The following is a 24,724-nucleotide window of genomic DNA, read 5'->3' on the forward strand; positions in this document are numbered from 1 at the left end:
TTTGCTGAAGAACTGCCTCAAGAACGAGACTGTGAGAGACAGCGGAAATTAAACTGTTATTGACAATGGGTTAAGTTCTGAAAACATGACACAACTACTGGCAGGGGATATCGGCGGCACTAAAACTATCTTGCGGTTGGTAGCGCAGGTTGGTGCGACAGCGGCAACCGCAAAACTGCATACTCTTTATGAAGCCCGCTATTCCAGCCCAGAATTTCCTGACTTAGCGCCGATGGTACGCAAGTTCTTGAGTACGGCGCAGCAGGAGTTGGGAGAGGAGCCTAACCCCAAAAAGGCTTGCTTTGCGATCGCCGGTCCCGTAGTTAACGATACGTCTGCCCTGACTAACCTGACCTGGTCACTTGATGCTAGACGGCTAGAGAAGGAGTTGGCGATCGCCAGTATCACTTTAATCAATGACTTTGTTGCAGTTGGCTACGGCATTTTGGGTTTAGAGGAATCAGATTTGCATACGCTTCAGGAGGTTGAGCCTGTAGCAGATGCACCGATCGCTGTTTTAGGGGCGGGAACGGGTTTAGGAGAGGGCTTTTTGCTGAAGCAGCCAGATGGCTATCACGTCTACCCTTCCGAAGGCGGTCATGCAGATTTTGCTCCTCGCTCTGAACTGGAGTTTCAACTGTTGAAATACCTGTTGGATAAGCACGATATTCAACGAATCTCGGTTGAGCGAGTGGTGTCTGGTCAGGGAATTGTTTCGATTTACCAGTTTTTGCGCGATCGCCAGTACGCTGAGGAATCTCCCAAGGTTGGCGATGTGATCCGCAAATGGGAAGGCGAGAAAGGGCTGAGTGAAAAGACGGTCGATCCGGCAGCGGCGATTTCAATGGCAGCTTTGGAAGGAAGCGATCGCCTCTCCGTTCAAACGATGGAAATTTTTGTTGCTGCTTACGGGGCAGAGGCAGGCAATCTGGCCTTGAAACTGTTGCCCAATGGTGGACTCTATTTAGCAGGCGGAATTGCTGCTAAAAACCTCAGCTTGATGCAAGATGGTACCTTCCTCAAAGCCTTTTTGGATAAGGGCCGGGTCAGTCCATTGCTAAAAAAGGTGCCGATTCACATCATTCTCGATCCCCATGTGGGGTTGGTGGGTGCGGCTGTGCGAGCGGCTCAGCTTTAAGTGAGTGATCAGTGATTGGATCTCCTCCATTCAGGTGATGCAAGTGGAGGAGGTGCGATCGCCATTACAAAATGTAATTTATTTAACAGATCGCCGTTATTCAAATCCTTGGGATGTCATGTCAGAAGACACTAGGGATTGGCTTGATGGTGGGTGGTAGTGCATGGAAGGGGTGAATCAAAGAATGGCTATGGGTCGCAATGCACTCACCGTCTATTCAAAATCAAGAATTCTATCTGAACTTTGGGCCTGTTTGCTGCTGTCAGTGCCTCTTGCCGCAGCGCAGCTATCTCAAGCGGGGACTGCCTTTATCGATACGGTGATGATGGGTTTGCTGGGCAGCCAAACTTTGGCCGCAGGCGGTTTGGGAGCAGTTGTTTTTTCTACTTTGCTGCTGATCTGTACCGGGGTTGTCTCGGCAGTAGGTCCACTGGTTGCAGAAGCTTACGGGGCGGGTAATACCAAGGCGATCGGACGAATTGCCCAACAAGGAATATGGCTATCGCTGGTGCTGTCGCTTCCCTGTATTCTACTGATCTGGAATGGAGATTCGCTCTTGCTGATTCTAGGACAGGAGCCAGACAACGCGATTTTGGCGGGGTCTTACTTAAGAGCAGTAATGTGGGGATTCTTTCCGGCGATCGCTTTTGCTAGCCTCAAAAACTTTGTTGCTGCGCTTTCACGTCCCCGTTCTGTGATGGTGATCATGCTCTGTGGGCTAGTCTTCAACGGTATCGGCAACTATGTGCTGATGTTTGGCAAACTCGGCTTTCCAGCGTTAGGTTTAGCGGGAATTGGTTGGGCTAGCAGCATTTCTCTTTGGGGTATGTTCATCGCGCTGGTTAGCTTTATTTTGAGCCAGCGGTTTTTTGCGGTCTATCAAGTTTTCCACCGTGTCCGGTTTGAAGGCGCTGTTTTTTGGGAATTGGTGCAGACAGGTTGGCCGATTGGCGTGCTGTTTGGGGTTGAAACCGGGCTGTTTGCCATTACTGCTTTTTTGATGGGGCATCTGGGTACAACGACTCTGGCAGCACACCAAATTGCTCTGCAAACCGCCGCTTTAACGTTTATGATTCCGCTGGGAGTTTCCTATGCTACGACCGTACGAGTTGGACAACTGGTTGGGCAGGGTGACCCGCAAGGAGCAAGGCTGGCTGCTTACGTTGGGCTGGGATTGGGCGGTACGTTTATGAGTATGATGGCGATCGCCTTTTGGATTTTCCCGGAAGCGATTACCTCGGTTTACATTGACGTTCGCGACCCGGGAAACGCCGCTGTGGTGCAAGTAGCAAAAGCGCTGCTGGGCGTTGCGGCAATGTTTCAGCTTATAGACGGAATTCAGATCATTGCAGCAGGCGCGCTGCGCGGCTTAAAAGATACTCGCACGCCAATGCTAATTGGCATTTTCTCCTACTGGGTTGTAGGGTTAATCAGCGGCTACGTGCTAGGCTTTCAACTCAATTTAGATGGTGTTGGATTGTGGTGGGGGTTAGCTCTGGGCTTGCTTAGTGCCTCTGTGATTTTTACCTGGCGATTTAATGTTCTAATTGCTCAATTGATTCGGCGATCGCCCACTCCAAGTCCAGTTGCTCACTGTAGGTGATAACGCAAAACAAACGTAATAGCGCAGCAGGTCTAAGGCGTTGGGTTCCGCTCTGCTCCACTCAACCTACGGTATCATCTGTCATTTGCGTAGGTTGAGTGAAGTGCAACGAAACCCAACACCTTGCTTGAAGCACCAGTAGGACGATCTAAAGAGTATTAACTTGTGCTCATTTGATGAGTAATAAGATAGGCAAAGCTTGCTCGTCTTAAGTCAGATCTTGCCTAACTTCAGGTGTATCTCGCTTGCCTGCAAACATCCCTGTCCCTTTCAGCACATCCAGGAAGGTGAGTACAGCAGGCGAAAAAAGCACATTCGAGAGAACGGCTGCACCAATGATTCTGACTAGAGGAACGGGCAGCGACCTGACCTGAACGCCTTCTGGAATCGGCAAAGCTGCTAAACGAGGCAAAATTGCCGCGCCTAATCCCTGAGCTACCATGCTGACAATGGTGGAATCTTCCTTAATTTCGTAAGCGACTTTGAGCGACTGTCCCCACTCAAGCCAGTGATCGCGAACGGCTGAGGTACATTCAGCATAGTTGTACAGGATGAAGGAGTGCATTGATAACTCCTCCCAAGTTAGTGTTTTGGGCAACGGTTCTGCGGATTGAGGCAACAGCACAACATACTCATCTCTGGCGATTTCCCAGGTATCAAACTCTTCGGAACGAGGAAGAGGGACGAGTCCGATATCGACCTGCCCTTCTCGCAATGCCTGCTCAACTCCGGTTGGATCGTCCTCTGTGAGTGTTACTTCCACCGATGGAAAGCGATGACTGAAGCGGGCAATTTTTGGCGGCAATAGGTGAGTGGCAGCGCTGCGAAAGGAGGCGATGCGGACTCGTCCACCATGTAGCCCTTTTTCTAGATTAATTTCATGCTCGATGTCTTCTCGCGCCTGCACGATTTGACGGGCGTAGTGCAGGACGCGATCGCCAATCAACGTCGGACGTGCGCCAAAGCGACCGCGTGAGAGCAGGGAAACGCCCAGCTCTTCTTCGAGGGAGGCGATCGCCCGACTCACTGCCGACTGCGAAATATCCAGGTTCAAAGCTGCTGTAGAGAAATTACCGTATTCCACAACCGCCAGAAAAATTTGTAAATGGGCAATGTTCATCGAATTCATCTATGAATCCATCTATTCAGATTCTGCATAGACACGAACCGTTATCGGTTTTGATCCACAGCATGACTCAAAGTTAAGGTACGAAAAGCTGATGAATAGCTCATCCAACACGCTGGTTTCTCAAGACTGAACCTATGTTTGAATTGCTGCCTTACCAAAAGTTTCGCGATACCCCAAGCGTTCGTTTCTTTAACATTACGATCGCTAATTCTAATGCACGAGATCTAGTTTTTCATGAAGGGCCCGCCATTAGCCCAAACAACAGCCCCACTGGACACTGGCAGTTTTATCTCCATCCCCATCAGGAAGATAATTTGCTGGCGTTGACAGGCGGACGAACCTTTTACCTGGTCAACTTTGAGTGGAAACATCCCTTTCACATTGTCCGGTTAGAAGCAAACCGTGAAATTTTGCGAATTCCCCCCGGCACCTTCCATCGCTCTGAGTCTGACCCCAAGGGTTCACTTGTGTTGAATCAAGCTGTTCGCACCCAGAATGCAACCGTCGAGCGGGAATTCCGGGTTTACAACAGCAGTGAAATTCCGCGTCTGCGCTGGGTTACGTCTCAGTCTGCTCCGCCACCAATCCTGCATGGTTTTGAGGAATTTCATCAGAGAGTTGCCTGACGGTTATTGCCGATACGGTAATACAAATTCTCTAAAATAAGGCAACAGATCGGGTAGGGGCGTTTCGCAAAACGCCCCTACAGTTGTTTGCAGAATTTACTCTATGCGACTCAAATCAAATTGGGATAACAGTTTCAACTTAGCAGCAGTAGATGACCTTAAATTCACCACTGGCGGCTCTTATTTGCCTGCTGTGTGGAGGTTAGAGATGCGAAAGCTATAGGCTTTGTAGCAGGGTTTGTGTATCAATTACTGTTGCATATTCTTGATGCATGTTAGCTAAGGAAAGGGCATGAACCTGCTCGGCTGGGTGCAACTTCTGCTCTAGATCCATCTTGTCAAACGTCGCTGTGGCATCTGAAACAACGTATGTATCAAAGCCAAGATTGCCTGCTACTCTAACTGTTGTCTCAACAGAGTTGTTTGTGATCACACCTGTCACAACTAAGGTTTGATAGCCACTGTTTCTTAACCAATGCTCTAAATCAGTGCCAATAAAAGCGCAATTCACCTGTTTGCTAACAATTTTTTCACCTGCATTGGGAAGCACAGGGTCTTTGAAGTCACATCCTTCCTGTCCTGGACGATAAGTTGAGTCTGGTTCGACTGAAAGGTGACGAACATGAACCCCTGGGCGCTGAGTTTCACGCCAAGCCATTAGCAACTGTGCAATATTTGCCTCAGCTTGCTTGTTGTTACGTCGTCCCCAGCTAGGATGATCGATCGCCTTTTGCACATCAATGATGATGAGGACTGCGTTGGGTGGAATGTGCGTCAATTTAGCTTTCACCTACATGAGTATACTCATAGTTAATTCTGCAACAGCCAGACGCTCTCTTTCACATCATATTTTCCTTTCAATCCACCAACAACATCAGTACTTGAGATAAGAGACAAACTGTAGCTGTCGCTGTAGTGTTTGTTTACTTCTTCTTGGCTGATTGAAAATGGAGGTCCTTCCATCAGGCTTTGGTCGTACTCGCAAGTCACCAATAACTGTGGCGCTTTATCCGTAATCTCCATTAGGTGTGCGGTATATCGCTTGCGCACTTCTTCCGGTAAAGCGATCAAAGCTGCTCTGTCATAGATTGCATCTACTGAACCTAGAGTTTTGCCAGATACATCAAAGATATCGCCCACAAAGATGTCGATGTCTTTAGCGCTATACAGACTTACTTCTCCGACTCTTGATATTTTTGGACTCACTTTGAGTTCTTCAAACAGTTGCTCAATTGCCAGTTCGACTAATTCAGCGCCAGCTACGCGATCGCCTTTGGAGAGCAACCAAGCAATGTCTAGAGTTTTGCCGCATAAAGGCACAAATACACGGCTACTGTTTGGTAAGGAAAGCTCTCCAAAGTGTTTTACCAGTGCTGGGTTAGCTTCACTTTTGTGGAAACCAATGTTGTTGTCTTGCCATTTCTGAAGCCAAAAATTTGAATCCATATTTATAACCTTTAAGACAGCTAGAGTAAATAAGGTTGCCCATCACCTGCCATCATAGATAATCTTTGAATTTCAACAGATAACTTCTTGGCGATCGCCATACACGAGTATTGTCAGACCATAAATTGCTGCAAGAATTCATGAACACGGTGCGTTGCTGGAAGTTTGTCGGTGGAGTAGTTGTATTTGAGAACACATTCTATAGAGATGGCGCTCGCACCTAGGTGAGGTGCAGCGGAGCCTGGCACTTACAAGATTTTAACGGTGCCGCTCTGCTTCACCTCACCTATGCGATCGCTGGTCGCATAGGTGAGGTGAAGAGTGATAGCAGTTGGATGGATTGTTCGTCAGAGGTTTGTGCATAGGCTTAGCGTGCCTATAGCGCGATTGCTAACGACATTAATAAAATCTTAAGAACAAGTTAACATTAGATTGCCGGGATTCTAAACTAAATCAGCGTATAAATGCTTTGACGGATTAGCTCCCTCTGTCAGCGTTCTCCAAAAGCTGTCTAACAGCCTCTCCTGGTTGGACGAAATTTCGAACTTTAGGCAAAACCTCACCATGAATGTTTTAGTTCAACCAAAACGAGTTGCTCAAATCCTTGCTGTTGCAGCAACCAGTCTTGCTTTAATCAGCATTGCTGGACAATTTGCTAAATACTTTCTTGGGAAAGGGAGGCTCTGGGGGTTAACAGGGCTCTTTAATGTGGATTATGAAAACAACATACCTACTTTGTTTGCTGCATTCATCCTTTTTCTAGCCTCGATTTTGCTTTTTCTAGTTGCTTCAGCTAAACGACGACAAAATGACCGCTTTACTAATCATTGGCGAGTTCTATCGATACTATTTCTATATTTATCTCTCGATGAATTGCTCAGCATTCATGAAACTATCAATAAAAATTTAGGCGAAAACTTACAATCTTGGCAGAGCGGTCCTTGGGACATCTTAAATTCAGTGCTTATCTCTATTTTCGTTTTAGCGTACATCAATTTTTTTCTACGTCTTCCTGTAAAAATTCAACATTTGTTTTTTATAGCCGGTAGCCTTTTTGTTTTGGGCGCTCTTGGTATTGAGTTAGCTTGTGTACATCATCTCTCAAATATTTGCCACGGGTCAGGCTTTACAGCAGAAATTATCATAACTGTTGAGGAGCTTTTAGAGATGATAGGCATTACTGTTTTTATCTATGCAGTTCTTTTATACATGAATTCGTTTTTAAACGAAATCAATATCAGTATTGTTAAATCGACCTCGTCGAGCACGAGAGAACTAACTGCCAAGTATAAGAACCTGCTTGACTAATAGAACTTGTCAGCTAAAAGTTGAGTGTGTCTGGAAAGGAGTAAGACCAAATCTATTACTCCCTGTAAACATCTCTCCGATGTTTGGATTGTAATAAGAGAATAATTAACTCTTTATCTCAATTTCATAACGAACGCAATAATCACCAATACGAATACGGTACTGATCGTTAATACCTTTCATTTTGACCACTCCATCAGGACGTGGATTTTCAGCAAGTTATTGGATCTTAATAGCAATGCGCTCGTAAATGTCGTTAAGCAAAGCATCTAGCTGTTTTTGCACAGCCTTAGGCGCGACTATGGTGTAAGTCATGCCGATCGATTTGCTCGCTGTGCTACGTATTGGTCAAATGTAGTGTAGTCACCAGATTTGTAGTCAGCTCGAGCAGCTTGAATTTCAGCGATATCTTCTGGAGAATCCTCATTATCAGGGAATAACTCAGCTTCTAAAAGTTCCCAGAGCTGATGCTTTTCAGCAATTTCAAGTGATGAAATTGCTTGCAGCAGTGATTCAAATGAAATATCTACTTTCATAGTATTCTTAGCCATTAGAATCCACCTACTTTTCCCTTCTTTAATTTTATCAGTGTCTACTAACTTCTCGGCGATCGCTCATGCACGAGTGTTCTTGAACCATGATTTGCTGCAAGAATTCATAAACAAGGTGCGTTCCTGGACATTTATTGGTGGAGTAGTCGTCGTATTTGGGAACGCACCCTACAGTAATGCGATCGCACTAAAGCTTGATGAGGCGAGAGGGGCGATCGCCCCTCTTACTATCCCTTTTTCTTACTCTCCTGGTCGGCGATCGCGGGTCAAGATACTCATTACCTCACCAGAGCCGGGAGCAGGTAACAATGGGCTCCACAATCCCACTTCGGCAAAGCCGCGCCGATGCAGGTCATAAATGGTTTCGGTTACGCCATCACGAGAACCGATGACCAGAACTCGTAAGCGTTCGCGCTCAGGGGCTTGAGGTGCAAAAGTTTCTCTCTCAACGGTGGGAGCGTTGGGATCTAGAAAACAGTGAGACATGAGTTGTGACTCCTTAGGGTTTTTTGAGGAAACCCAAAAACCTAGCCACCCCGCACTAGTTCACACGTTGCAGTGAGTGAGAGAACAAAAAGTGAGTTGATAGCCACTTTCATGTTCTAAAGGATAGGCAACGCTTTCTTTGACATGACAAGTCGGGGTGGCTAAGGGAGTGTTAAAATTCACCATTAGCCGCCAGACTGCTTGCTCAGTTTGGGGGTCAGTCGCTCATTGCTGGTCGCAACAGCTTTGAGCGGCGCTAGGTCTTTGAGTGTAGTGCGGTTGCCGTGAGTAAAAATAACAACCTTAGCGTGACAGCATACTGGAGTAAGCGGTATCTAGTCAAGGTAGCAGGCTGCGGATTGTTTGAAGGATGAAGAGGGGCGATCGCACTTATTAGTTCTATGCGATCGCTTAGAGTACCTCAACAATTTACGCTCAAATTAAATCTTCTTCTGATAGCTGAGCTATTTTCATCAAAGCTCTCAAGGTTCCAATTTTCAAATCTTGATTGCGGTGAACGGGGATTGACAAAAATTGCTCTATTTCAGGGTTTTCGTAAAGTGATGACTGCCAGTAATTTTCCGCAAAACCCAGCCTTTTTGCTCCACAATCTTGCACAACCGCTTGCCAGAAATGGACTTATACAGCAATTTCAACAACTTGATCGGTTGACTCGATTGCATTACGACTGTTGGCAACATCGAGCCAGCCTTCAATAGCATCTTTCAAATTTGCTATCACCTCGTCGATTGTGTCCCCTTCAGTAACACAACCGGGAAGTGCGGGAACTTCTGCCCAATAACCACCTTCTTCTGCTGGATGAATAATCGCTTTTATTTTCATACACCTGTTAAGCTAGTTGCTAAGAATATGCTAACAACCACACCTGCTTATGCTCAAATGTGGTTGGTTTAATCCAGTGCGATCGCCAACCTCGTAAGATGCGTTAGCGCAGCGTAACGCATGACTCAACCCCTTCACCTCACCACTCCCAAACTTCACGATGATGGTATCCGTTCTTCCATTCTCCAATCGATTGGATTAACGTATCCCAAAAGGTTGGCGATCGCACTGCTTTGGCTACGCTGATTCTAAATGAGAAACCGGAATTTGTTCGGTTCTCTCAGGTGCTTTTGCGCCAGTTGTAACGGCATGAACTGCATGAAGAATCGCGGCTGAGTAATATCGATTGCCACAAGTATCACAAACACCAATCGTCACATCCTCAAGAATGACAAATCCGTCTCGATGTTTAAATGCCTCGCGTTTGACAGTTTGGGGTTGAACCAAAATGAAGTCATCAGATGAGGAGGGGTATTGATTTAACTAGGTGAGGCGTTACGCTGATGCATCTTATAGGATTGGCGGTTCGTTGTTTTATGAGCAGGGTGTGGGCATCTCAGAAGTTAATTAATAATTTCTCCTTTGTTATTGGCCAACTTTTCACGCCATTTTTGGAGTTCCTCGGGTGTTTGTCTTACCCAATCAGTTGCTTCGCCAACGATTTTTAATGGTGCTTGCGAGCGGTATGAGCGTGTCGGATTGCCCGGAAATTTTTTGTCTGTAACATTCGGATCGTTTTCAAAACCCCCTGTCGGTTCAACGATATAAACACGTTCACGTCCATCGCCTTTTGCTAATGCAGCAGCTAGTCCCGCCCCATTAACAAGGGCTGTGAAATAAATGTGATTCATTTTGAGTTCAGGTTTGTAATTAGAATTGCCCCCCGCTGTCAGCAAATCGCCAACCTGCAGATCTGCTTTCGTCCCATGATAAAAAGGTCCTTTGTCAGAAGGTTTATCCTCAAACGAAGTTGCTAATTCATAATTCTTTTTTGCCTTGTCAGGTTCGCTTAAGTCCTCATAGCATCTGGCAATGTTTGAATATAGAGAAGGAAAAGCACTCTTAACAGTGTCGTTATTTATTTTTAAGGCAAACTTCAAAGCCGTTTCGAGCCATTTTAATTTATCGGAAATATTTTTTTGATGTCGGGCTACATAATGAGCTGAAATAAATCTTTCAAGGTCGTTTGTCGCTTCGTTCCAGGCTTGAAGAAATAGCTTACTTGCTTCTTCAGGTTTGCCTTTTTCTTCCATGCCCATACCTTGAAGACAGAGTTTGACAACATTGTTGTTTGGATTGAATTCCATAATTATTTTGTCTCTTAATTATTGTGATATCAACTTAGCTGTTTGTCCTTAGTAAAAGTAGGGTGCGTTGCTGCTAAGTAAACGCACCAATTCATAATGTTTGAATGTTTAATGATTGATCTAGTTGTGGCTATACATAATCAAAGGTGCATCATGACGCACCCTACAAAATGGCGATTGCGCTCTGGTTGTGGCTATACATAATCAAAGGTGGGTCATGATGCGCCCTATAAGGTGGCGATCGCACTTAGCTTTAAGGTTGATGTTGTCTCCTCACAAACTCCAAATTTGGTAATATGCTGCATAAGCCATTGACTTACCACGCTCTTCAATTTCTTTAGCAGTCCATTCAGTACTATCTAACAAGTAAGAATCAAGTGGATATTTTTTATCCTTTAATATCTCAATCTTTCTCATAAAATTGAGATCTTTGAGTTGCTCAGCATTGGTAACTCTATCTACTAATATCAAGTTTCCTATGCTGCCAACTATAGCCTCGTTTCCTATAGCTTGAGGCATTATATGTTCAATACTTGCAGAAGGGTAATCAACTGGCAGAGCATTAATATTTTCACCCATGAACTTTTCTAGAATGTATTGAATAATCTTCTTATCCCTTTGTTTGTTTTTCGTGTATGTCAAATCCAAGAATTTTACTTCAAACTCATCAAATCCAGGTAACTTCTCTTTGAGCTTTCTCAATAAAGATGTAAGAATTGATTGGATTTTATCTAGACCGTCAGTATTAGAAACTTCTTGAGCAAATTTAGAATAAAGTGGTGCGATTTGTCCAGATGATCTCTGAGATGTAATTGCATTAAAGATGAAATGAAAACATTCAATTTTCCACAGAAATTTACGCAGTATTCTCAAAGTTATTTTGCTCTCCCGATACGCCCTAACAAGAGATAAAATCATTGATGTTTGTTGCTTGACATTAAAAAGGCGCAGGGCAGACAAAGATTTCTTTACACTACTTTTTTCCTCAGGACTCCATTGATAATTATCTGGAGATAGTATGGAAACATAATAATCTGAATTTTTTTGAAGTTCTAGTAATAAGAGATTTGATTTGTTTCCAGACTCATTTCTGCTTGAAGAGTCAACATGCTTTTTGATCTCACCAAACAGATGCTTTTGAGTTGTATCACCATATTTAGAAAGCCAGTGATGATATAAAAAGCTTTCCACAATATTCTTATCCAGCCCATTATCGTCAAACTTCTCTAAAATCTTATTCCACATAAGCTTGGAAGAGTCCCATGTAATGTTGGAACTTCTCAATTTTTGCAGCAATAAGTTCTTGACTAAATCTGGTGTTGTTAAACTTTTACCCCTGGTGTTGAGTGTTTCAAAAATCAAATAAGCATCATCCTCATTATCTAATTGAATAAAGACAAGCTTTAGGGAAAGAACTTTATTTCTAATGCTCTTTAAATTTTCTAGAATTTGGTGTCTACCCTCTTGAAATAATTCATTGTTTAAATCATTCTTGTCAAACTTTGGAATTACTGAATATAGTTCTTTGTTGATTAGCTCAAAAGCAGTTTTTAGGTTTTGCTCCTCACTTCCGACAGTACACTGAATTCCTGATTTTTTAAAGCTTTGTATATATTCCTGCAAGTATGGAAAGGATGTCTCAGAATCTAAAACATACTCATTTATGTTATCTATGTTTGCTTTTTCAATATATTGATGTACTCCCTTTGCTAAGTTTTCATCTTCATAGTCTAGAAAAGCATTTCTTATGGCAGCGAGCATCAGTGTAATAGTTGTTAATCTTTGTTGTCCATCAACTATCCCATAGTAGGGTTTCTCTGTTTGATAAACGACCATTGAACCTATAAAGTAATGGCTATAGTCTTTGATGACAACATCTTCCCAAAAATTTGTAACCTCTTCCTCTGTCCATGAATAAGGACGTTGAAATCTAGGAATTTTGAAATAGCCCAGAGAAAAAATATCTCGGACTTCTTTATCATTAGCTTCAATTTTCATTATTATGACTCCGCATTGTAAGAAGGATAAGGATAAAGATCGAGGATATGTGGACAGGTATCAGTATGGAATTAAGTGACCTAAGAGGAGGTACTCGATGTGGAACAACAATAAGCTAGCAACCGTTTCGTAGCTAGACAAGCCACTAAATAAAGCTTCAGAACATGGGAATGGGTTAGTTTCGAGTTTCCCAGTTCCTAAAATAAAGCCAACTAACAATATTGGTTAAAATGATCTTTCAACCTAATACTTTCACAATTTCCAATTAGTAAAACTCTTCAATCTAGTTGGCAAATCTCGCAGTTTGAGTGAAAACGTCAATCTAAGCTGAAAATGTGAGAATTAGACTGACTGAAATTTTTCGCATGTTAGCCTCTGCTCAGAAGAACCGTCTAGATTTTCAGAAATTTTGCTGATTTGTTATGAGCTTTTTCATATCAGTGTATTGAAAGCGATCGTCCCTACCTCCTCACACTAGATAAACACAAGCAAAATGAGGCAGAGCCTTCTCAGCATTGCTAGCCAGAGTCCAACACTCTGAGTCGTTGTCACTGCAAAAGTTTCTGACTTGTTTACAGAAGTTTCTGACTTGGTCTCAAGAACTTCTGACATCAATACAGAAGTTTCTGACATCAATACAGAAGTTTCTGACTTGGTCTCAGAAGTTTCTGACATCAACACAGAAACTTCTGACATGGTTACAGAAACTTCTGACATCATGTCGCTATGGTTTTGTTTGACTTTTAAGCGGGCGGGCTGGAGTGCGGGTGAGGGGGCGATCGCCTCTTCACTAGATCAGATCAGCAAGAAGCATTTATGCTCAAGCTAGAGATCTTCTTATTAATAGCTACCCATGACTGACCCGCTTGTCCCCTATGGCTCCTGGAAATCGCCCATCACCTCAGACCTGATTGTGCAAGGAACCATCCGACTAGGTGAAATCAGGCTAGATGGTGACGATATTTACTGGAGTGAAGGTCGCCCGTTAGAAGGGGGGCGATCGGTTGTTGTGCGCCGCACTCCTGATGGCACCACAACAGACATCACCCCAACCGGGTTTAATGTCCGCACTCGTGTGCATGAATATGGCGGTGGGTCATACATTGTGGCAGACAGAACAGTGTATTTCTCTAACTTTGCCGACCAGCGGCTTTATCGTCAGGCTGTAGGCAGCGAACCACAGCCGCTTACGCCAGAAGTCGATTTGCGTTACGCCGATGCCGTAATCGATCGCCAACGAAATCGCCTAATCTGCATTCGAGAAGACCACACTAATTCAGAGCGAGAAGCCGTCAACACCGTTGTGGCAGTCAGTTTATCAAGTGACTCTCCAACAGCAGGAGAAGTGCTGGTTTCCGGCAACGACTTCTATTCATCACCCCGCCTTAGCCCAGACGGAACACAATTTTCCTGGTTGACCTGGAATCATCCCAACATGCCCTGGGATGGCACCGAGCTATGGGTCGCTGAGGTCAAAGAGAATGGGGAATTGGGAGATCGCCACCTAGTTGCAGGTGGACTTACCGAATCAGTCTTTCAACCCGAATGGTCGCCCGACGGAATACTTTACTTTATTAGCGATCGCACCAACTGGTGGAACTTGTATCGTTGGCAAAATGGGCAGGTCGAGCCACTGTGCGAAAAGGCCGCCGAATTTGGCTTGCCTCAGTGGGTTTTTGGCATGTTCACCTACGGCTTCGACCACGATAGCCTGATTTGCACCTACACCGAAGACGGCATTCAGCACCTTGCCCGTCTCAACACCCAATCCTTAGAACTGAGCGAAATCGAAACCCCCTTCGCCAGCATCGGCGGCATTCAGGTTGGAGCCGGACAAGCCGTTTTTGGTGCAGGCTCCCCAACCACCCCCGGCGTAATTGCTCGTCTTGATCTAAAAACAGGTCAAACCGAAGTCCTGCGTCGCTCCAGCGAAACCGAAGTTGATCCGGGCTACCTCTCCGTCCCTGAAACCGTTGAGTTTCCCACCGAAAACGGACTAACCGCCCACGCCTTCTACTACCCACCCAAAAATCGAGACTGCCAGGCTCCCGCCGATGAACGTCCGCCGCTGCTCGTCAAAATTCATGGTGGTCCTACCGCTGCCACCTCCGCCACCTTCAACCTCGGCATTCAGTACTGGACAAGTCGCGGCATTGCCATTCTCGATGTCAACTATGGCGGCAGCACAGGCTACGGACGCGACTACCGAGAACGGCTAAAAGGCAACTGGGGCATCGTCGATGTCGATGACTGCGTCAACGGCGCAAAATATTTAGTCGAACGAGGAGAAGTCGATGGCGATCGCCTCACCATCGATGGCGGCAGCGCCGGAGGCTACACCACCCTTGCCGTCCTTGCCTTTCGCGACACCTTCAAAGCCGGAGCCAGCTACTACGGCGTCAGCGATGCCGCAGCCCTGGCAGAAGACACCCACAAATTTGAATCCCGCTACCTCGACGGACTGATTGGCCCTTACCCCGAACGTCAAGACCTATATCGAGAGCGATCGCCCATCCACCACACCGACCAACTGTCCTGCCCCGTCATCTTCTTCCAGGGCGACGAAGACAAAATCGTACCCCCCAACCAAGCAGAAAAGATGGTCGAAGCCCTCAAAGCCAAAGGCATCCCCGTCGCTTACGTTCTATTTGAAGGCGAACAACACGGTTTCAGAAAAGCCGAGAATATCAAGCGATCGCTCGACACCGAACTCTACTTCTACTCCAGAGTCTTCGGCTTCGAGCTAGCCGACCCCGTAGAACCCGTAGAAATCGCCAACCTACCCCAATGAACATTCTGATTTTTGTGTAAGTGCAGGCATTTTGCCTGCACTTACACAAAAATCAAATCAGTCCCCAGTAAACAAAAGCGATCGAAGTACCCTCGCCACCCAACCAATGCGAAGCGCGTCATGCCACCCACCCTCAAACCCTTGCAGAGGGGGTCTGGGGGACGTGCTTCGTCCCCCAGTGGGGGTTCGGGGGCAAAGCCCCTGAAAAAGATTCTGCTTGAGAGACAGAATTCAAAAACAATCTTCAAACGATATCAATCAAGCTGATGTAAGTTTGAAATAGCCCGAAATTAGCATTGCTTTACATTCAACCCCTATGATCGCTGCGGTTTGTCTTCAGAGCGTTCACAAAGTTTACAACAACACCTCCGTTGTCAACGACCTCACCCTAACCATCCCATCAGGCGAAATATTTGGACTACTCGGCCCCAACGGAGCAGGCAAATCCACAACGATCCGAATGCTCACCACCCTCACCCAACCCACCCAGGGAGAAATCGTCGTCGCCGGATGTGACGTAGTACGACATCCCTTCGGCGTGAAAAAACAGATTGGCGTAGTCCTTCAGCAAACCAGCGTTGATGGTGACCTAACCGTTTGGGAAAACATGGAATTCCATGCCCGAATGCACCACATTCCCAACGCTCGACGGCAACACGAAATCAACCGCTGGCTAGAATACGTCGAGTTAATCGATCGCAGCAACGACCTGGTCAAAACCCTATCCGGCGGCATGAAACGACGACTTCAGATCGCCAGAGCCTTACTACACCAGCCCCAAATCCTATTTCTAGACGAACCCACCGTCGGACTCGACCCCCAAACCCGCCGTCGCCTCTGGGAAATCATCAAAGGACTCAACCAACAGGGCATGACCATCCTACTAACCACACACTATATGGAAGAAGTTGAGTATTTGTGCGATCGCATCGGCATCATGGACAGCGGCAAACTGATCGAAATTGGCACCTTACCAGAACTGCGCCAAAAACACGGCGAAGGACTACTGATGAAGCAAATTGGCGATCGCTGGGAATACAAATTTTTCCCTGACATGGATCAAGCCAACACCTACCTCGAACAGCAGCCCGACAAAACCGGCATGATGATCCGCCCCTCTAACTTAGAAGACATCTTCGTTGAACTAACCGGACGGAATCTAGATTAAACCTGTTAACGAAGCTGCACGAGCGTGTAGGGTAGTAAGAATTCAAAATTCAAAACTTTTCCCTCATGCCTCGTCTCGCCAGCAAAATCGAAGCGATTCTCTATCTCAAAGCTCAGCCCCTGCCGATCGCCAAACTTGTTGAATATGCAGGGTGCGATCGCAAAGAGATCGAAGAAGCCCTGATCGAACTAATCACCGACTATGCTCATCGAGACAGCGCCCTAGAAGTCGTAGAAACCTCAGAAGGCTACTGTCTACAGCTACGTGATTCATTTCACGATCTGGTGCAGAGTTTGATTCCGCTGGATTTAGGAGTAGGAGCTTTGCGGACACTGGCGGCGATCGCCCTAAAAGGACCGATCAGCCAAACCGAACTGGTCGAATTGCGCGGCTCTGGAGTTTATCAGCACGTTCCAGAACTGGTGGGACTAGGCTTCGTTCGCAAACGAAGACAGGCTGACGGGCGATCCTACTGGCTACAGGTGACCGAAAAGTTTTACCAATACTTCCAGGTTGATAAACTACCCCAGCCCTTTGACTCACCTGCTTCACCGAGTTAACGTCGTGGAGCTACGTTGCTGCAAATCAAATTATGCTGTCGCGCTTCAATAAAAGTCGGCTCATTGCTTGGGTAAGTCTGTCGCTGAGCCTGGGGTTATTTCCTGCTTGTGCAAGTAAGGTTAAAAGCTTCTATATTCCGTCAGAGTCAATGGCTCCGACACTTGCTGTGGGCGATCGCATCTTTGCAGATCTATCCATTTACGAAACAGAGCAGCCTCAACGGGGAGACATCATCCTGTTTCGCCCCACGGATACCATGATTGCCGAAGGTGCCGCTGATCCAGATGTTCCCTTCATTGCCCGAGCCGTTGGTTTACCTGGAGAAACCATCGAAGTGAGAGAGGGCAGCGTTTACATCAATAGCCAGCCGATTCAGGAAGACTATATTGCCGAGCCACCTGCTTACATCTGGGGTCCAGTTACAATTCCTGCCAATTCCTATGCCGTCCTGGGAGACAACCGCAACAACTCCTACGACAGTCAATTCTGGGGATTTGTCCCTCAAGACCATCTACTCGGAAAAATTACCAGTCGATATTGGCCACCTGGAAAAATAGGAAGTATTGAGTAAATAATACCGAACCCTTTATGGAGTAGCGCTATACCCCTCTTTCATCACTTTTGGAGAAGATTCTCTCTAATCTCTCTCGTTCCTGGCTTTTAGCTAGGAATGCAGTTTCTGGAGGCTCTGCCTCCGCTCTATTGTCAATGGAGGCAGAGCCTCCGAAGTGGCACTTCCAGGCAAAGCTTGGAAACGAGACGCTTCTAGGATTTTTGTACTGGGAAAGTGATGGAAGAGGGATACACAAAGATAGTGTCTCTTTACCAAGCAGATTTCCTATGAAAACCCAGAGCAGTAGTTTTGGTGCAAAGACGGAAAAGAGGAGACAAACAAAGCTTGCCTCCTCTACCAATAACAACTTGAAAGCTGTACTAGCGATCGACCGATCCCATAATCACGTCGATGCTACCTAGAATCGCCACAATGTCAGCCACTTTCACGCCACGTAGTAGGTAGGGAAGAACTTGCAGATTGTTGAAATCTGCCGCCCGAATCTTCCAGCGCCAGGGAAACACACTATCGTCTCCGATGATGTAGATTCCTAGCTCGCCCTTGCCGCTTTCCACACGAACATAGTGTTCGCCTTTAGGAATCTTGAAGGTAGGAGCAATCTTCTTACCAATGAACTGGTAGTCAGGATTCTTAGCCCATTCAGACTTAGGTCCTTCCGCTACACGCTTCGCTTCCAGGTTCTCAAATGGGCCACCCGGTAACCCTTTGAGTGCCTGACGAACAATCTTGACCGACTCACGCATTTCGCGAATACGGACGAGATAGCGGGCAAAGCAGTCGCCTGCCGTTTCCCACTGTACTTCCCAGTCAAAATCGTCGTAGCACTCGTAGTGGTCAACCTTACGTAAATCCCACTTCACTCCAGACGCTCTTAGCATCGGGCCAGAAAGCCCCCAATTGATCGCATCTTCACGACCAATCGTGCCCACGCCTTCAACCCGCCGCCGGAAAATCGGGTTGTCAGTAATTAGACGCTCATATTCATCAACTTTGGGTAGGAAGTAATCACAAAAGTCTTCACACTTGTCTACCCAACCATAGGGCAAGTCAGCCGCGACCCCACCAATGCGGAAATAGTTGTTGTTGACCATGCGATAGCCCGATACAGCTTCCCACAGGTCATAGATCATTTCCCGTTCCCGGAAAATGTAGAAGAAAGGCGTTTGGGCACCCACGTCTGCCATGAACGGGCCAAGCCACAACAAGTGGTTGGCGATCCGGTTCAGTTCCAGCATGATTACGCGAATGTAGCTAGCGCGTCTGGGAACTGGAATGTCTGCTAGTTTTTCGGGAGCATTAACGGTAATTGCCTCGTTAAACATGCCCTCAGCGTAGTCCCATCGGCTGACGTAAGGGACATACATCGTATTGGTGCGGTTTTCGGCAATCTTTTCCATGCCCCGATGCAGATAGCCAATGACGGGTTCGCAATCGATCACGTCTTCACCGTCCAGGGTGACAATTAGGCGCAACACCCCGTGCATAGAAGGGTGATGCGGACCCATGTTTAGCACCATGGGTTCGGTTTTGGTTTCAATCATTGCCATAGACAAGCAATCTCCCGATTAAAAATCGTTAAGCAGCCACGCATCATGCCGCACCTTACGACGTTGACTTTTGTTGCACTGCTTTTTCATTATATTGGCCTAAGCTCCGTCTACCGGCGCAAACTACACCAAAAATCTAGAGAATTTTCTGATGCGATCGCCCTAATTATCCTTATAGGCAAAACGGACAGAACAGACAAATAGACCTATCTGCAATGTCATTAGACTTTTGTTAAGAAGTTAGACTATACTAAGCGTAGTCGTTATGAGTTTATCTAGATCTATGACAAACCCAGCGGTAGAAAACTTAGTCATTATCGGTTCTGGTCCGGCTGGATACACGGCTGCCATTTATGCTGCGAGAGCAAATCTAAAGCCGTTTGTATTTGAAGGATTCCAGGCAGGTGGGCTACCGGGCGGACAGCTCATGACCACTACTGAAGTTGAGAACTTCCCTGGTTTCCCTAGTGGCATCACCGGGCCCCAACTGATGGATCAAATGAAGGCGCAAGCCGTGCGCTGGGGCGCGGAGTTAGTAACAGAGGACGTTACTTCAGTTGATTTTAGTCAGCGTCCGTTCGTGATTCGCTCTGAAGAGCGAGAAGTTAGAGCGCACAGCATTGTGATCGCTACTGGAGCAACCGCAAGACGGTTAGGATTGCCTTACGAAAACCAGTTTTGGAGCCGAGGAATTTCCGCCTGTGCAATTTGTGATGGTGCAACGCCAATCTTTCGCAGTGCCGAGTTAGCGGTTGTCGGTGGCGGTGACTCAGCCGCAGAAGAAGCAGTTTACCTGACAAAGTACGGCTCCCACGTTCACTTGCTGGTGCGAGGCGAAAAGATGCGAGCTAGCAAAGCCATGCAAGACCGTGTTTTAAGTAATCCCAAAATCACCGTTCACTGGAATACCGAGACGCTCGACGTGTTTGGTGAAGAAGACCACATGAAGGGGGTCAGAATCAGAAATGCCCAAACCGGAGAGGAAGACGAACTTCACGTTAGAGGTTTGTTCTACGCGATCGGTCACACTCCAAATACATCCTTATTTAGAGGACAACTAGAACTGGATGACGTGGGTTACGTTGTGACCAAACCTGGCTCAGTAGAAACCAGCATAGAGGGAGTCTACGCGGCTGGTGATGTGCAGGATCATGAATTCCGTCAGGCCATTACAGCAGCAGGTACGGGCTGTATGGCGGCAATGCTAGCTGAGCGCTGGCTCTCTGTAAACGGCTTAGTGCAGGAGTTTCATCAGACCGAAGCATCCGAAAAACCTGCGGCTGAAGCGGCTCACAAAAAAACTGAAGATGAGCAGGCAGCAGAGTTTGACGTTAATAGAACTCGTCATGAAGGGGGGTATGCCCTGCGTAAGCTATACCATGACAGCGATCGCCTAATCGTAGTCAAGTATGCTTCCCCCACTTGCGGACCTTGCCATACACTCAAGCCCATCCTGAGCAAAGTCGTGGATGAATTCGACGGTCAGATTCACTATGTAGAGATCGACATCGAAGCAGACCCAGATATTGCCGAGTCAGCCGGAGTGACTGGTACTCCAACCGTTCAATTCTTTAAGGACAAAGCTTTGGTTGAGCAGCTTAAAGGAATGAAGCAAAAGAGCCAGTACCGGGAAGTGATGCAGAAGTATGTTGCAGCTGCTGTTCCCGTTAGTTAAGCGATCGCTCTTACAAAACTCAGTTTGATTCATTAGCGGAAGTGCGGCTAAGCTGCGCTTCCGCTTTGCATAATCTGGGCTTTATTTGGGCTTTAATAGATCTGCGATCCTAAAAAACGGGTTTGGAATACTCTCATGCTTCAGATTCAGCGCAGTTCTCTTGGCATGATTTTGTTACTTCTGAGTAGTGTCAGCGTTGCACCAGCCCTGGCACTGCCACCTGCGGAAGATGTGCCTGAAGAGGTGCTGCGAACAGAGATTATTACAGAAGCGCGATCGCCCGTTGATGGCGCTCCACTTACGGCAGCTGAGTATGCTGAGCTACAGGCACAGCTTGAGGCAGGTCCCGATACTCGTCCCCAACTTTCGCCCCGAGTTGAGAACACGATTATATTGCTACGCGTCCGCAGAGCCATTCGCAGCGTTTTTCCATTCCTGCTTGAATAAAACACTGATCAAATCAGGTATACCTTTCTCAACTCTTAGGACAAAAAGAAGGGCACGGGGCGAAGCCCCGTGCCCTTCTTTTTGTCCTAACCTGTATGGCTATAGCTATAAAGCTGCTTTAGCTAATCGGGATCTCGTTTGTTCCACCGAGGATTTTTGCGGTTTAGAGCACTCGCTTGCTGCTGATACCAGCTTTGCCACACGCCCGAACTACGAATTGCTAACCAGAGCAACAGCAGCGCAATCAGCCCACCTTGTTCAGGTGCGTCAAACGCAAGCAGCACCAGCGCAATACACAAAAAGTCTTGCAAAAAAATTACCCAGGTCGGGAGTCCTCGCAAGCGGTAAAACCAGCCCACCTGCACCAATTGCAGCACAAAAGCAAATAGTCCACCCACCAGACCGAGCAACATTGCCATTGCTCCGGGCACCTCAGCAGAACGGGCAACCGTAATTCCGGCGATCGCTCCCACAAAAGGGCTAAACAGCAACTGCACGATCTGCAAAAAACGCTGTCCCAAACGTTCTTTAGAAATTAATAGCTCAACCAAAGACCAACTCACCAATACTCCCAGCACAATTCGTGGGGGAATGTGGGACAAGACAGGCACATCTGCCCAGAGATTATCGCTATAAAGTAGCCCAATCATCAAAAGAGGTAGGGCAATTCTCATTCCCACTGCTGCAGATGCTGAGAGCGCGGCAAGGAGCTCAATCATAATGGCGGCTTTCTCTAAGCTTGCAGCCTGTATAGTCCCTCTTTCAGTTTGACATTTTCCCCACTATTCAATCTGAATTGAGAATTACAGGCGCTTTACACCAAACCGGCACAACCAAACTGACCCATCAGGAACGGATTACTCTACACGAATGATGTCCTTCATACCCAGCCAGTTATATCGCTGGATTCCCCAAGGCAGTCCCACAAACAAGATTAGGAACAAACCAGCCATAATTCCTAACATTGTTTTGTTTAGTGTGAAAGCTGCCCCTAAGTGCGTCAAAAAAAAGTTGCAGGGAAATGCCCCTAACAAGCTGGCACTGGCATAGATTGGCAAAGAGAGTTTAGCTAAACCTGCTCCATAACTCATGAAGTCAAATGGAAGCACTGGAAAAAGACGGGCAAAGAACATGATTAGCCCTAGATAAACCTCTCCTCGATGTTTAGAGAAATAGATAATTTTACCTGTTAAGACTTTAACTGCCGATCGCCCTAACGTTCTACCAATAAAGTAAGCAATTAGCCCTCCCACAAAGCTACCAATTGTTGCGTAGATAGCAGCAGGAACCGGACCCCAAATCGCTCCGGCTGCAATAGTCAAAGGTGTTCCAGGAATAGGGCTAATAACAATAGCAATAATAATAGAGAGGATATAAATCAGAATTGCTGAAACCCCCATTTCTCGGGCAGCTTGAGCCAACCCTTCTGGGGTGAATATATTGATTTCTAACGCTGTAAAGAGCCACCAACAACCCAGCAAACACAGCAGGAAAATGGATAAAGCAAGAATATTTTTTTTGCTGATGCGATCGCCAACCCGACTGAGTAAGATACGAAGCTTCCTTGAACGTCTTCTTGGTCTATTCATGAGGCGTTTCAGATCTTTAGCATTCCAATTTAGGACTTACAAGTTCAGTTTTTGAAAACTTACTCTCCTAATAGAAGATAACTTTTCAAAAATCAGACGGATTTCCAACAAGACAAGTCCATTAAACCTCGTTTTTCTCCATTACGCTTCACCCTGGCGGGTCGAACACCTGTTCGCCACCCTGCTTGAGTCCACACAGGCTGCTGAGCGCAGCAGTCAAGAAACTCAACAACGTGCTCCTAATGCTCTTAACACGGGCGTAGATCTTAAAAACGGGAAAACCAAGAACAGACTGTCTTATCCCTTAACTTCAGTGATTAAAACAACTGAGTGTCGGAAAACCAGAAAAACTGTAAAGTAATTGTAAACTTTATGTAAAGTTTTCGAAAACTATCCTGACTCCCCAAGCTCTTGGGAAAACTTCGATTCAAGCAAGTTGTCCTCGAAATACTGATATGAAGTTTGTGTAAAGTTGTAAGGGGTTTTTGCTCAACCCTGATCCCCAACCCAAAAAGTTCGTGTTACTCTGTTGCAGTTCCACAACCATAACGTGAACACGTAACGAGTACGAGTTAGGCGTTCGCAGGACCGCATCTACGTGGCCCCAATCAAGTCCTGGCTCTAGCTTTCAGTGACCTTCACAATGGACGTATGAATCAACAACTTTGGAGCGGTCTAACCGCTGCCTTGATTATTGCGAGTCTCGGTACAGCGTCTTCTAGCTACGCTGACCAGCCCCCGGCAGACCAACTTACGACAACAGACGAAAGCTTGGAAGCAGATGTTTCCGTCAACGAGCCTCAACCTCAGCAAACTGCCTCCGGTTTAGCTCCATCTGAGCCATCCGAACCAGTCAATCCGGTTGAAGCAGCATCGTCAGATTCTTCCCTTGAAGCAGTCAAAGTCGGAGAGCATCAATCTCAAGCAGAGGTTGACACGGTCGAGGAAACAGTCGCCAGCATTCATCCCCATGAGATGGATGGACGGCAAGCGGCTACGCTTTATGTTCGAGGCATTCCTGTTCTCACCTTCTTAGGTTCCGATGCAGCTGAGCAACCTGCTCAATCCAGCAGTTCTACTGGTTCAGAGGTCAAGGTTGCAGCTACCCAAAGCAGCGACTCAGCTGAATCTTCGGCTAACCAGGCGACTGAGGCATCAGCAAATGCCGATTCTGATGACTACACCTCTGATCCAGTTTGGCGGGCTACCTCAGTTGCTGCTCGACTCAACCAAATGCATCGGGACAGCGTCAACGCTGAAGACATCACAGTTAGCTGGGATGCTGACCAAGAGCGCTACCTCATCAAGGTCAATGATGAAGAATTGGTCGAAATCAATCCTGAAACGCTTCTCCCTGGTTCCACGAACGATTTAGCGGAAGACGCCCTGCAAGTTACTAACCGCTTGCGCCGACAAATGGGCGATGCGCCTCCACTCCGTGAGGTCGCAGGTCGGCCCCGCCCGGCTCCTCAAGAAGTTTCCGTTGGACCTATTCAGTTCAGTATGCGAGGAATGGCATCCTGGTATGGCCCTGGTTTTCATGGCAATCGTAGTGCTAGCGGTGAAGTCTTCAACCAAAATGCACTCACTGCTGCCCATCGCAATCTGCCCTTCGGTACCCAGGTTCGGGTAACGAATTTAAACAACGGTCAATCGGTTGTTGTGCGAATTAACGACCGAGGGCCCTACAGCGGCGGACGTGTTATCGATCTGTCTGCGGCGGCTGCCCGAGCAGTCGGATTAATTCAGGCAGGAGTGGCTCCGGTTAGCGTCGATGTATTGGGCGTTGCCCAAACTGCTGCCAGCCAAAACTAGCGAAAACTGACAACTAACGAAAACCAATAGAGCGTCAAAATGCTGTTTTCATAATTTGGGGTGAAGAGATGGAGGCACAATGCGTCTCCATCTCTTTGTGAGGATTGGGTATCAGGCTTTGA

General features: G+C 46.7%; 27 protein-coding genes. 14 read left to right on the top strand and 13 right to left on the bottom strand.

The features are described from left to right. Positions 1–85 precede the first annotated feature (85 nt). The 3 genes from H6F93_RS12290 to H6F93_RS12300 are packed head-to-tail and all read left to right on the top strand — an operon-like array spanning position 86 to position 2,741. Positions 86–1,138, top strand: coding sequence for a glucokinase (locus H6F93_RS12290; RefSeq protein ID WP_190681075.1), 1,053 nt, complete (start codon positions 86–88; stop codon positions 1,136–1,138). A 4-nt stretch (positions 1,139–1,142) separates the two neighbouring features. After that, positions 1,143–1,298 carry a hypothetical protein gene (locus H6F93_RS12295; protein WP_190681078.1) on the top strand — a complete coding sequence of 52 codons (156 nt, stop codon included), beginning with the start codon at positions 1,143–1,145 and terminating at the stop codon, positions 1,296–1,298. Positions 1,299–1,322: 24 nt separating this feature from the next. Then, on the top strand, positions 1,323–2,741 hold the full coding sequence (locus H6F93_RS12300) for an MATE family efflux transporter (protein ID WP_199313663.1): 1,419 nt from the start codon (positions 1,323–1,325) through the stop codon (positions 2,739–2,741). A 208-nt stretch (positions 2,742–2,949) separates the two neighbouring features. On the opposite strand, the gene H6F93_RS12305 is transcribed toward H6F93_RS12300, so the two are convergent. Further along, the gene (locus tag H6F93_RS12305) at positions 2,950–3,870 is read right to left on the bottom strand and encodes a LysR family transcriptional regulator (protein WP_242043419.1); all 921 of its coding nucleotides are present in this window, start codon (positions 3,868–3,870) and stop codon (positions 2,950–2,952) included. A gap of 134 nt (positions 3,871–4,004) precedes the next feature. Between H6F93_RS12305 and H6F93_RS12310 the strand changes: the two genes are divergently transcribed. Further along, positions 4,005–4,496, top strand: a complete 492-nt coding sequence (locus H6F93_RS12310) for a redox protein (RefSeq protein WP_190681082.1) — start codon at positions 4,005–4,007, stop codon at positions 4,494–4,496. A 217-nt stretch (positions 4,497–4,713) separates the two neighbouring features. Here the strand turns inward: H6F93_RS12310 and H6F93_RS12315 are convergent, their stop codons facing one another. Next, on the bottom strand, positions 4,714–5,274 hold the full coding sequence (locus H6F93_RS12315) for a cysteine hydrolase family protein (protein ID WP_190681193.1): 561 nt from the start codon (positions 5,272–5,274) through the stop codon (positions 4,714–4,716). 32 nt (positions 5,275–5,306) lie between these two features. Beyond that, positions 5,307–5,942, bottom strand: coding sequence for a thiopurine S-methyltransferase (tmpT, locus tag H6F93_RS12320; RefSeq protein ID WP_190681084.1), 636 nt, complete (start codon positions 5,940–5,942; stop codon positions 5,307–5,309). 564 nt (positions 5,943–6,506) lie between these two features. Between tmpT and H6F93_RS12325 the strand changes: the two genes are divergently transcribed. Beyond that, complete coding sequence (locus H6F93_RS12325) at positions 6,507–7,250, top strand: DUF8692 domain-containing protein (RefSeq protein ID WP_190681086.1); 744 nt, start codon at positions 6,507–6,509, stop codon at positions 7,248–7,250. A gap of 311 nt (positions 7,251–7,561) precedes the next feature. Here H6F93_RS12325 and H6F93_RS12330 read toward each other — a convergent pair whose 3' ends face one another. From H6F93_RS12330 to H6F93_RS12345, 4 genes are all read right to left on the bottom strand, one after another. Then, a complete protein-coding gene (locus tag H6F93_RS12330) occupies positions 7,562–7,801 on the bottom strand; it encodes a hypothetical protein (RefSeq protein ID WP_190681088.1) in 240 nt (79 codons plus the stop codon). Between the two features lie 240 nt (positions 7,802–8,041). Beyond that, on the bottom strand, positions 8,042–8,287 hold the full coding sequence (locus H6F93_RS12335) for a hypothetical protein (protein ID WP_190681091.1): 246 nt from the start codon (positions 8,285–8,287) through the stop codon (positions 8,042–8,044). A 435-nt stretch (positions 8,288–8,722) separates the two neighbouring features. After that, entirely contained in the window at positions 8,723–8,905 is a 183-nt protein-coding gene (locus H6F93_RS12340) for a type II toxin-antitoxin system HicA family toxin (RefSeq protein ID WP_242043420.1), read from the bottom strand. A gap of 21 nt (positions 8,906–8,926) precedes the next feature. After that, positions 8,927–9,130, bottom strand: a complete 204-nt coding sequence (locus H6F93_RS12345) for a type II toxin-antitoxin system HicB family antitoxin (RefSeq protein WP_190643109.1) — start codon at positions 9,128–9,130, stop codon at positions 8,927–8,929. Positions 9,131–9,250: 120 nt separating this feature from the next. Between H6F93_RS12345 and H6F93_RS34640 the strand changes: the two genes are divergently transcribed. Then, a complete protein-coding gene (locus tag H6F93_RS34640; RefSeq protein ID WP_277882173.1) occupies positions 9,251–9,376 on the top strand; it encodes a hypothetical protein in 126 nt (41 codons plus the stop codon). Here H6F93_RS34640 and H6F93_RS12350 read toward each other — a convergent pair. From H6F93_RS12350 to H6F93_RS12360, 3 genes are all read right to left on the bottom strand, one after another. Next, positions 9,368–9,577 carry a YgiT-type zinc finger protein gene (locus H6F93_RS12350; RefSeq protein ID WP_199313664.1) on the bottom strand — a complete coding sequence of 70 codons (210 nt, stop codon included), beginning with the start codon at positions 9,575–9,577 and terminating at the stop codon, positions 9,368–9,370. The genes H6F93_RS34640 and H6F93_RS12350 overlap by 9 nt on opposite strands. A gap of 116 nt (positions 9,578–9,693) precedes the next feature. Continuing rightward, positions 9,694–10,164: an NAD(+)--rifampin ADP-ribosyltransferase gene (gene arr, locus H6F93_RS35780; protein ID WP_524537939.1), complete on the bottom strand. Its 471-nt coding sequence runs from the start codon at positions 10,162–10,164 to the stop codon at positions 9,694–9,696. Between the two features lie 546 nt (positions 10,165–10,710). Continuing rightward, entirely contained in the window at positions 10,711–12,435 is a 1,725-nt protein-coding gene (locus H6F93_RS12360) for a DUF262 domain-containing protein (protein ID WP_190681095.1), read from the bottom strand. Between the two features lie 589 nt (positions 12,436–13,024). On the opposite strand from H6F93_RS12360, the gene H6F93_RS12365 reads away from it, so the two are divergent. The 5 genes from H6F93_RS12365 (at position 13,025) to lepB (ending at position 17,526) form a co-directional block, all read left to right on the top strand. Then, positions 13,025–13,264 carry a hypothetical protein gene (locus tag H6F93_RS12365; RefSeq protein WP_190681098.1) on the top strand — a complete coding sequence of 80 codons (240 nt, stop codon included), beginning with the start codon at positions 13,025–13,027 and terminating at the stop codon, positions 13,262–13,264. Positions 13,265–13,288: 24 nt separating this feature from the next. Further along, positions 13,289–15,226, top strand: coding sequence for a S9 family peptidase (locus H6F93_RS12370; protein WP_190681101.1), 1,938 nt, complete (start codon positions 13,289–13,291; stop codon positions 15,224–15,226). 316 nt (positions 15,227–15,542) lie between these two features. Continuing rightward, a complete protein-coding gene (locus H6F93_RS12375) occupies positions 15,543–16,394 on the top strand; it encodes an ABC transporter ATP-binding protein (RefSeq protein ID WP_190643101.1) in 852 nt (283 codons plus the stop codon). A gap of 65 nt (positions 16,395–16,459) precedes the next feature. Continuing rightward, positions 16,460–16,954, top strand: a complete 495-nt coding sequence (gene scpB / locus H6F93_RS12380) for an SMC-Scp complex subunit ScpB (protein ID WP_190643100.1) — start codon at positions 16,460–16,462, stop codon at positions 16,952–16,954. Between the two features lie 32 nt (positions 16,955–16,986). Beyond that, positions 16,987–17,526, top strand: coding sequence for a signal peptidase I (gene lepB / locus H6F93_RS12385; RefSeq protein ID WP_277882844.1), 540 nt, complete (start codon positions 16,987–16,989; stop codon positions 17,524–17,526). Positions 17,527–17,888: 362 nt separating this feature from the next. Here lepB and H6F93_RS12390 read toward each other — a convergent pair whose 3' ends face one another. Then, positions 17,889–19,076: an NAD(P)H-quinone oxidoreductase subunit H gene (locus H6F93_RS12390; protein WP_190643098.1), complete on the bottom strand. Its 1,188-nt coding sequence runs from the start codon at positions 19,074–19,076 to the stop codon at positions 17,889–17,891. Positions 19,077–19,359: 283 nt separating this feature from the next. Here H6F93_RS12390 and trxB point away from each other — a divergent pair, with 283 nt between their 5' ends. Continuing rightward, the gene (gene trxB, locus H6F93_RS12395) at positions 19,360–20,751 is read left to right on the top strand and encodes a thioredoxin-disulfide reductase (protein WP_190681106.1); all 1,392 of its coding nucleotides are present in this window, start codon (positions 19,360–19,362) and stop codon (positions 20,749–20,751) included. Between the two features lie 135 nt (positions 20,752–20,886). Beyond that, positions 20,887–21,198, top strand: a complete 312-nt coding sequence (locus H6F93_RS12400) for a hypothetical protein (RefSeq protein WP_242043421.1) — start codon at positions 20,887–20,889, stop codon at positions 21,196–21,198. A 122-nt stretch (positions 21,199–21,320) separates the two neighbouring features. On the opposite strand, the gene H6F93_RS12405 is transcribed toward H6F93_RS12400, so the two are convergent. Both H6F93_RS12405 and H6F93_RS12410 read right to left on the bottom strand, forming a co-directional pair. Then, complete coding sequence (locus H6F93_RS12405; RefSeq protein WP_190643096.1) at positions 21,321–21,917, bottom strand: DUF4126 domain-containing protein; 597 nt, start codon at positions 21,915–21,917, stop codon at positions 21,321–21,323. A 138-nt stretch (positions 21,918–22,055) separates the two neighbouring features. Further along, positions 22,056–22,787: a TVP38/TMEM64 family protein gene (locus tag H6F93_RS12410; RefSeq protein WP_190643095.1), complete on the bottom strand. Its 732-nt coding sequence runs from the start codon at positions 22,785–22,787 to the stop codon at positions 22,056–22,058. Positions 22,788–23,438: 651 nt separating this feature from the next. Between H6F93_RS12410 and H6F93_RS12415 the strand changes: the two genes are divergently transcribed. Then, positions 23,439–24,602 (top strand): septal ring lytic transglycosylase RlpA family protein, encoded by a 1,164-nt coding sequence (locus H6F93_RS12415; RefSeq protein WP_190681108.1) that lies wholly within the window; start codon positions 23,439–23,441, stop codon positions 24,600–24,602. The last annotated feature ends 122 nt before the right edge of the window (positions 24,603–24,724 follow it).

It is taken from the genome of Leptolyngbya sp. FACHB-671 (assembly GCF_014695745.1).
Lineage (GTDB): Bacteria > Cyanobacteriota > Cyanobacteriia > Elainellales > Elainellaceae > JAAUTN01.

What these genes read in the sequence shown, in the direction of transcription:
- H6F93_RS12400 (WP_242043421.1), top strand. Translation starts at nt 20,887, where the DNA reads ATGCTTCAGATTCAGCGCAGTTCTCTTGGCATGATTTTGTTACTTCTG.
- H6F93_RS12345 (WP_190643109.1), bottom strand. Translation starts at nt 9,130, where the DNA reads ATGAAAATAAAAGCGATTATTCATCCAGCAGAAGAAGGTGGTTATTGG.
- H6F93_RS12410 (WP_190643095.1), bottom strand. Translation starts at nt 22,787, where the DNA reads ATGAATAGACCAAGAAGACGTTCAAGGAAGCTTCGTATCTTACTCAGT.
- tmpT (WP_190681084.1), bottom strand. Translation starts at nt 5,942, where the DNA reads ATGGATTCAAATTTTTGGCTTCAGAAATGGCAAGACAACAACATTGGT.
- H6F93_RS12330 (WP_190681088.1), bottom strand. Translation starts at nt 7,801, where the DNA reads ATGGCTAAGAATACTATGAAAGTAGATATTTCATTTGAATCACTGCTG.
- H6F93_RS12290 (WP_190681075.1), top strand. Translation starts at nt 86, where the DNA reads ATGACACAACTACTGGCAGGGGATATCGGCGGCACTAAAACTATCTTG.
- H6F93_RS12335 (WP_190681091.1), bottom strand. Translation starts at nt 8,287, where the DNA reads ATGTCTCACTGTTTTCTAGATCCCAACGCTCCCACCGTTGAGAGAGAA.
- H6F93_RS12390 (WP_190643098.1), bottom strand. Translation starts at nt 19,076, where the DNA reads ATGGCAATGATTGAAACCAAAACCGAACCCATGGTGCTAAACATGGGT.
- H6F93_RS12360 (WP_190681095.1), bottom strand. Translation starts at nt 12,435, where the DNA reads ATGAAAATTGAAGCTAATGATAAAGAAGTCCGAGATATTTTTTCTCTG.
- H6F93_RS12370 (WP_190681101.1), top strand. Translation starts at nt 13,289, where the DNA reads ATGACTGACCCGCTTGTCCCCTATGGCTCCTGGAAATCGCCCATCACC.
- H6F93_RS34640 (WP_277882173.1), top strand. Translation starts at nt 9,251, where the DNA reads ATGACTCAACCCCTTCACCTCACCACTCCCAAACTTCACGATGATGGT.
- H6F93_RS12375 (WP_190643101.1), top strand. Translation starts at nt 15,543, where the DNA reads ATGATCGCTGCGGTTTGTCTTCAGAGCGTTCACAAAGTTTACAACAAC.
- lepB (WP_277882844.1), top strand. Translation starts at nt 16,987, where the DNA reads ATGCTGTCGCGCTTCAATAAAAGTCGGCTCATTGCTTGGGTAAGTCTG.
- H6F93_RS12300 (WP_199313663.1), top strand. Translation starts at nt 1,323, where the DNA reads ATGGCTATGGGTCGCAATGCACTCACCGTCTATTCAAAATCAAGAATT.
- scpB (WP_190643100.1), top strand. Translation starts at nt 16,460, where the DNA reads ATGCCTCGTCTCGCCAGCAAAATCGAAGCGATTCTCTATCTCAAAGCT.
- H6F93_RS12310 (WP_190681082.1), top strand. Translation starts at nt 4,005, where the DNA reads ATGTTTGAATTGCTGCCTTACCAAAAGTTTCGCGATACCCCAAGCGTT.
- trxB (WP_190681106.1), top strand. Translation starts at nt 19,360, where the DNA reads ATGACAAACCCAGCGGTAGAAAACTTAGTCATTATCGGTTCTGGTCCG.
- H6F93_RS12325 (WP_190681086.1), top strand. Translation starts at nt 6,507, where the DNA reads ATGAATGTTTTAGTTCAACCAAAACGAGTTGCTCAAATCCTTGCTGTT.
- H6F93_RS12405 (WP_190643096.1), bottom strand. Translation starts at nt 21,917, where the DNA reads ATGATTGAGCTCCTTGCCGCGCTCTCAGCATCTGCAGCAGTGGGAATG.
- H6F93_RS12305 (WP_242043419.1), bottom strand. Translation starts at nt 3,870, where the DNA reads ATGAATTCGATGAACATTGCCCATTTACAAATTTTTCTGGCGGTTGTG.
- H6F93_RS12415 (WP_190681108.1), top strand. Translation starts at nt 23,439, where the DNA reads ATGAATCAACAACTTTGGAGCGGTCTAACCGCTGCCTTGATTATTGCG.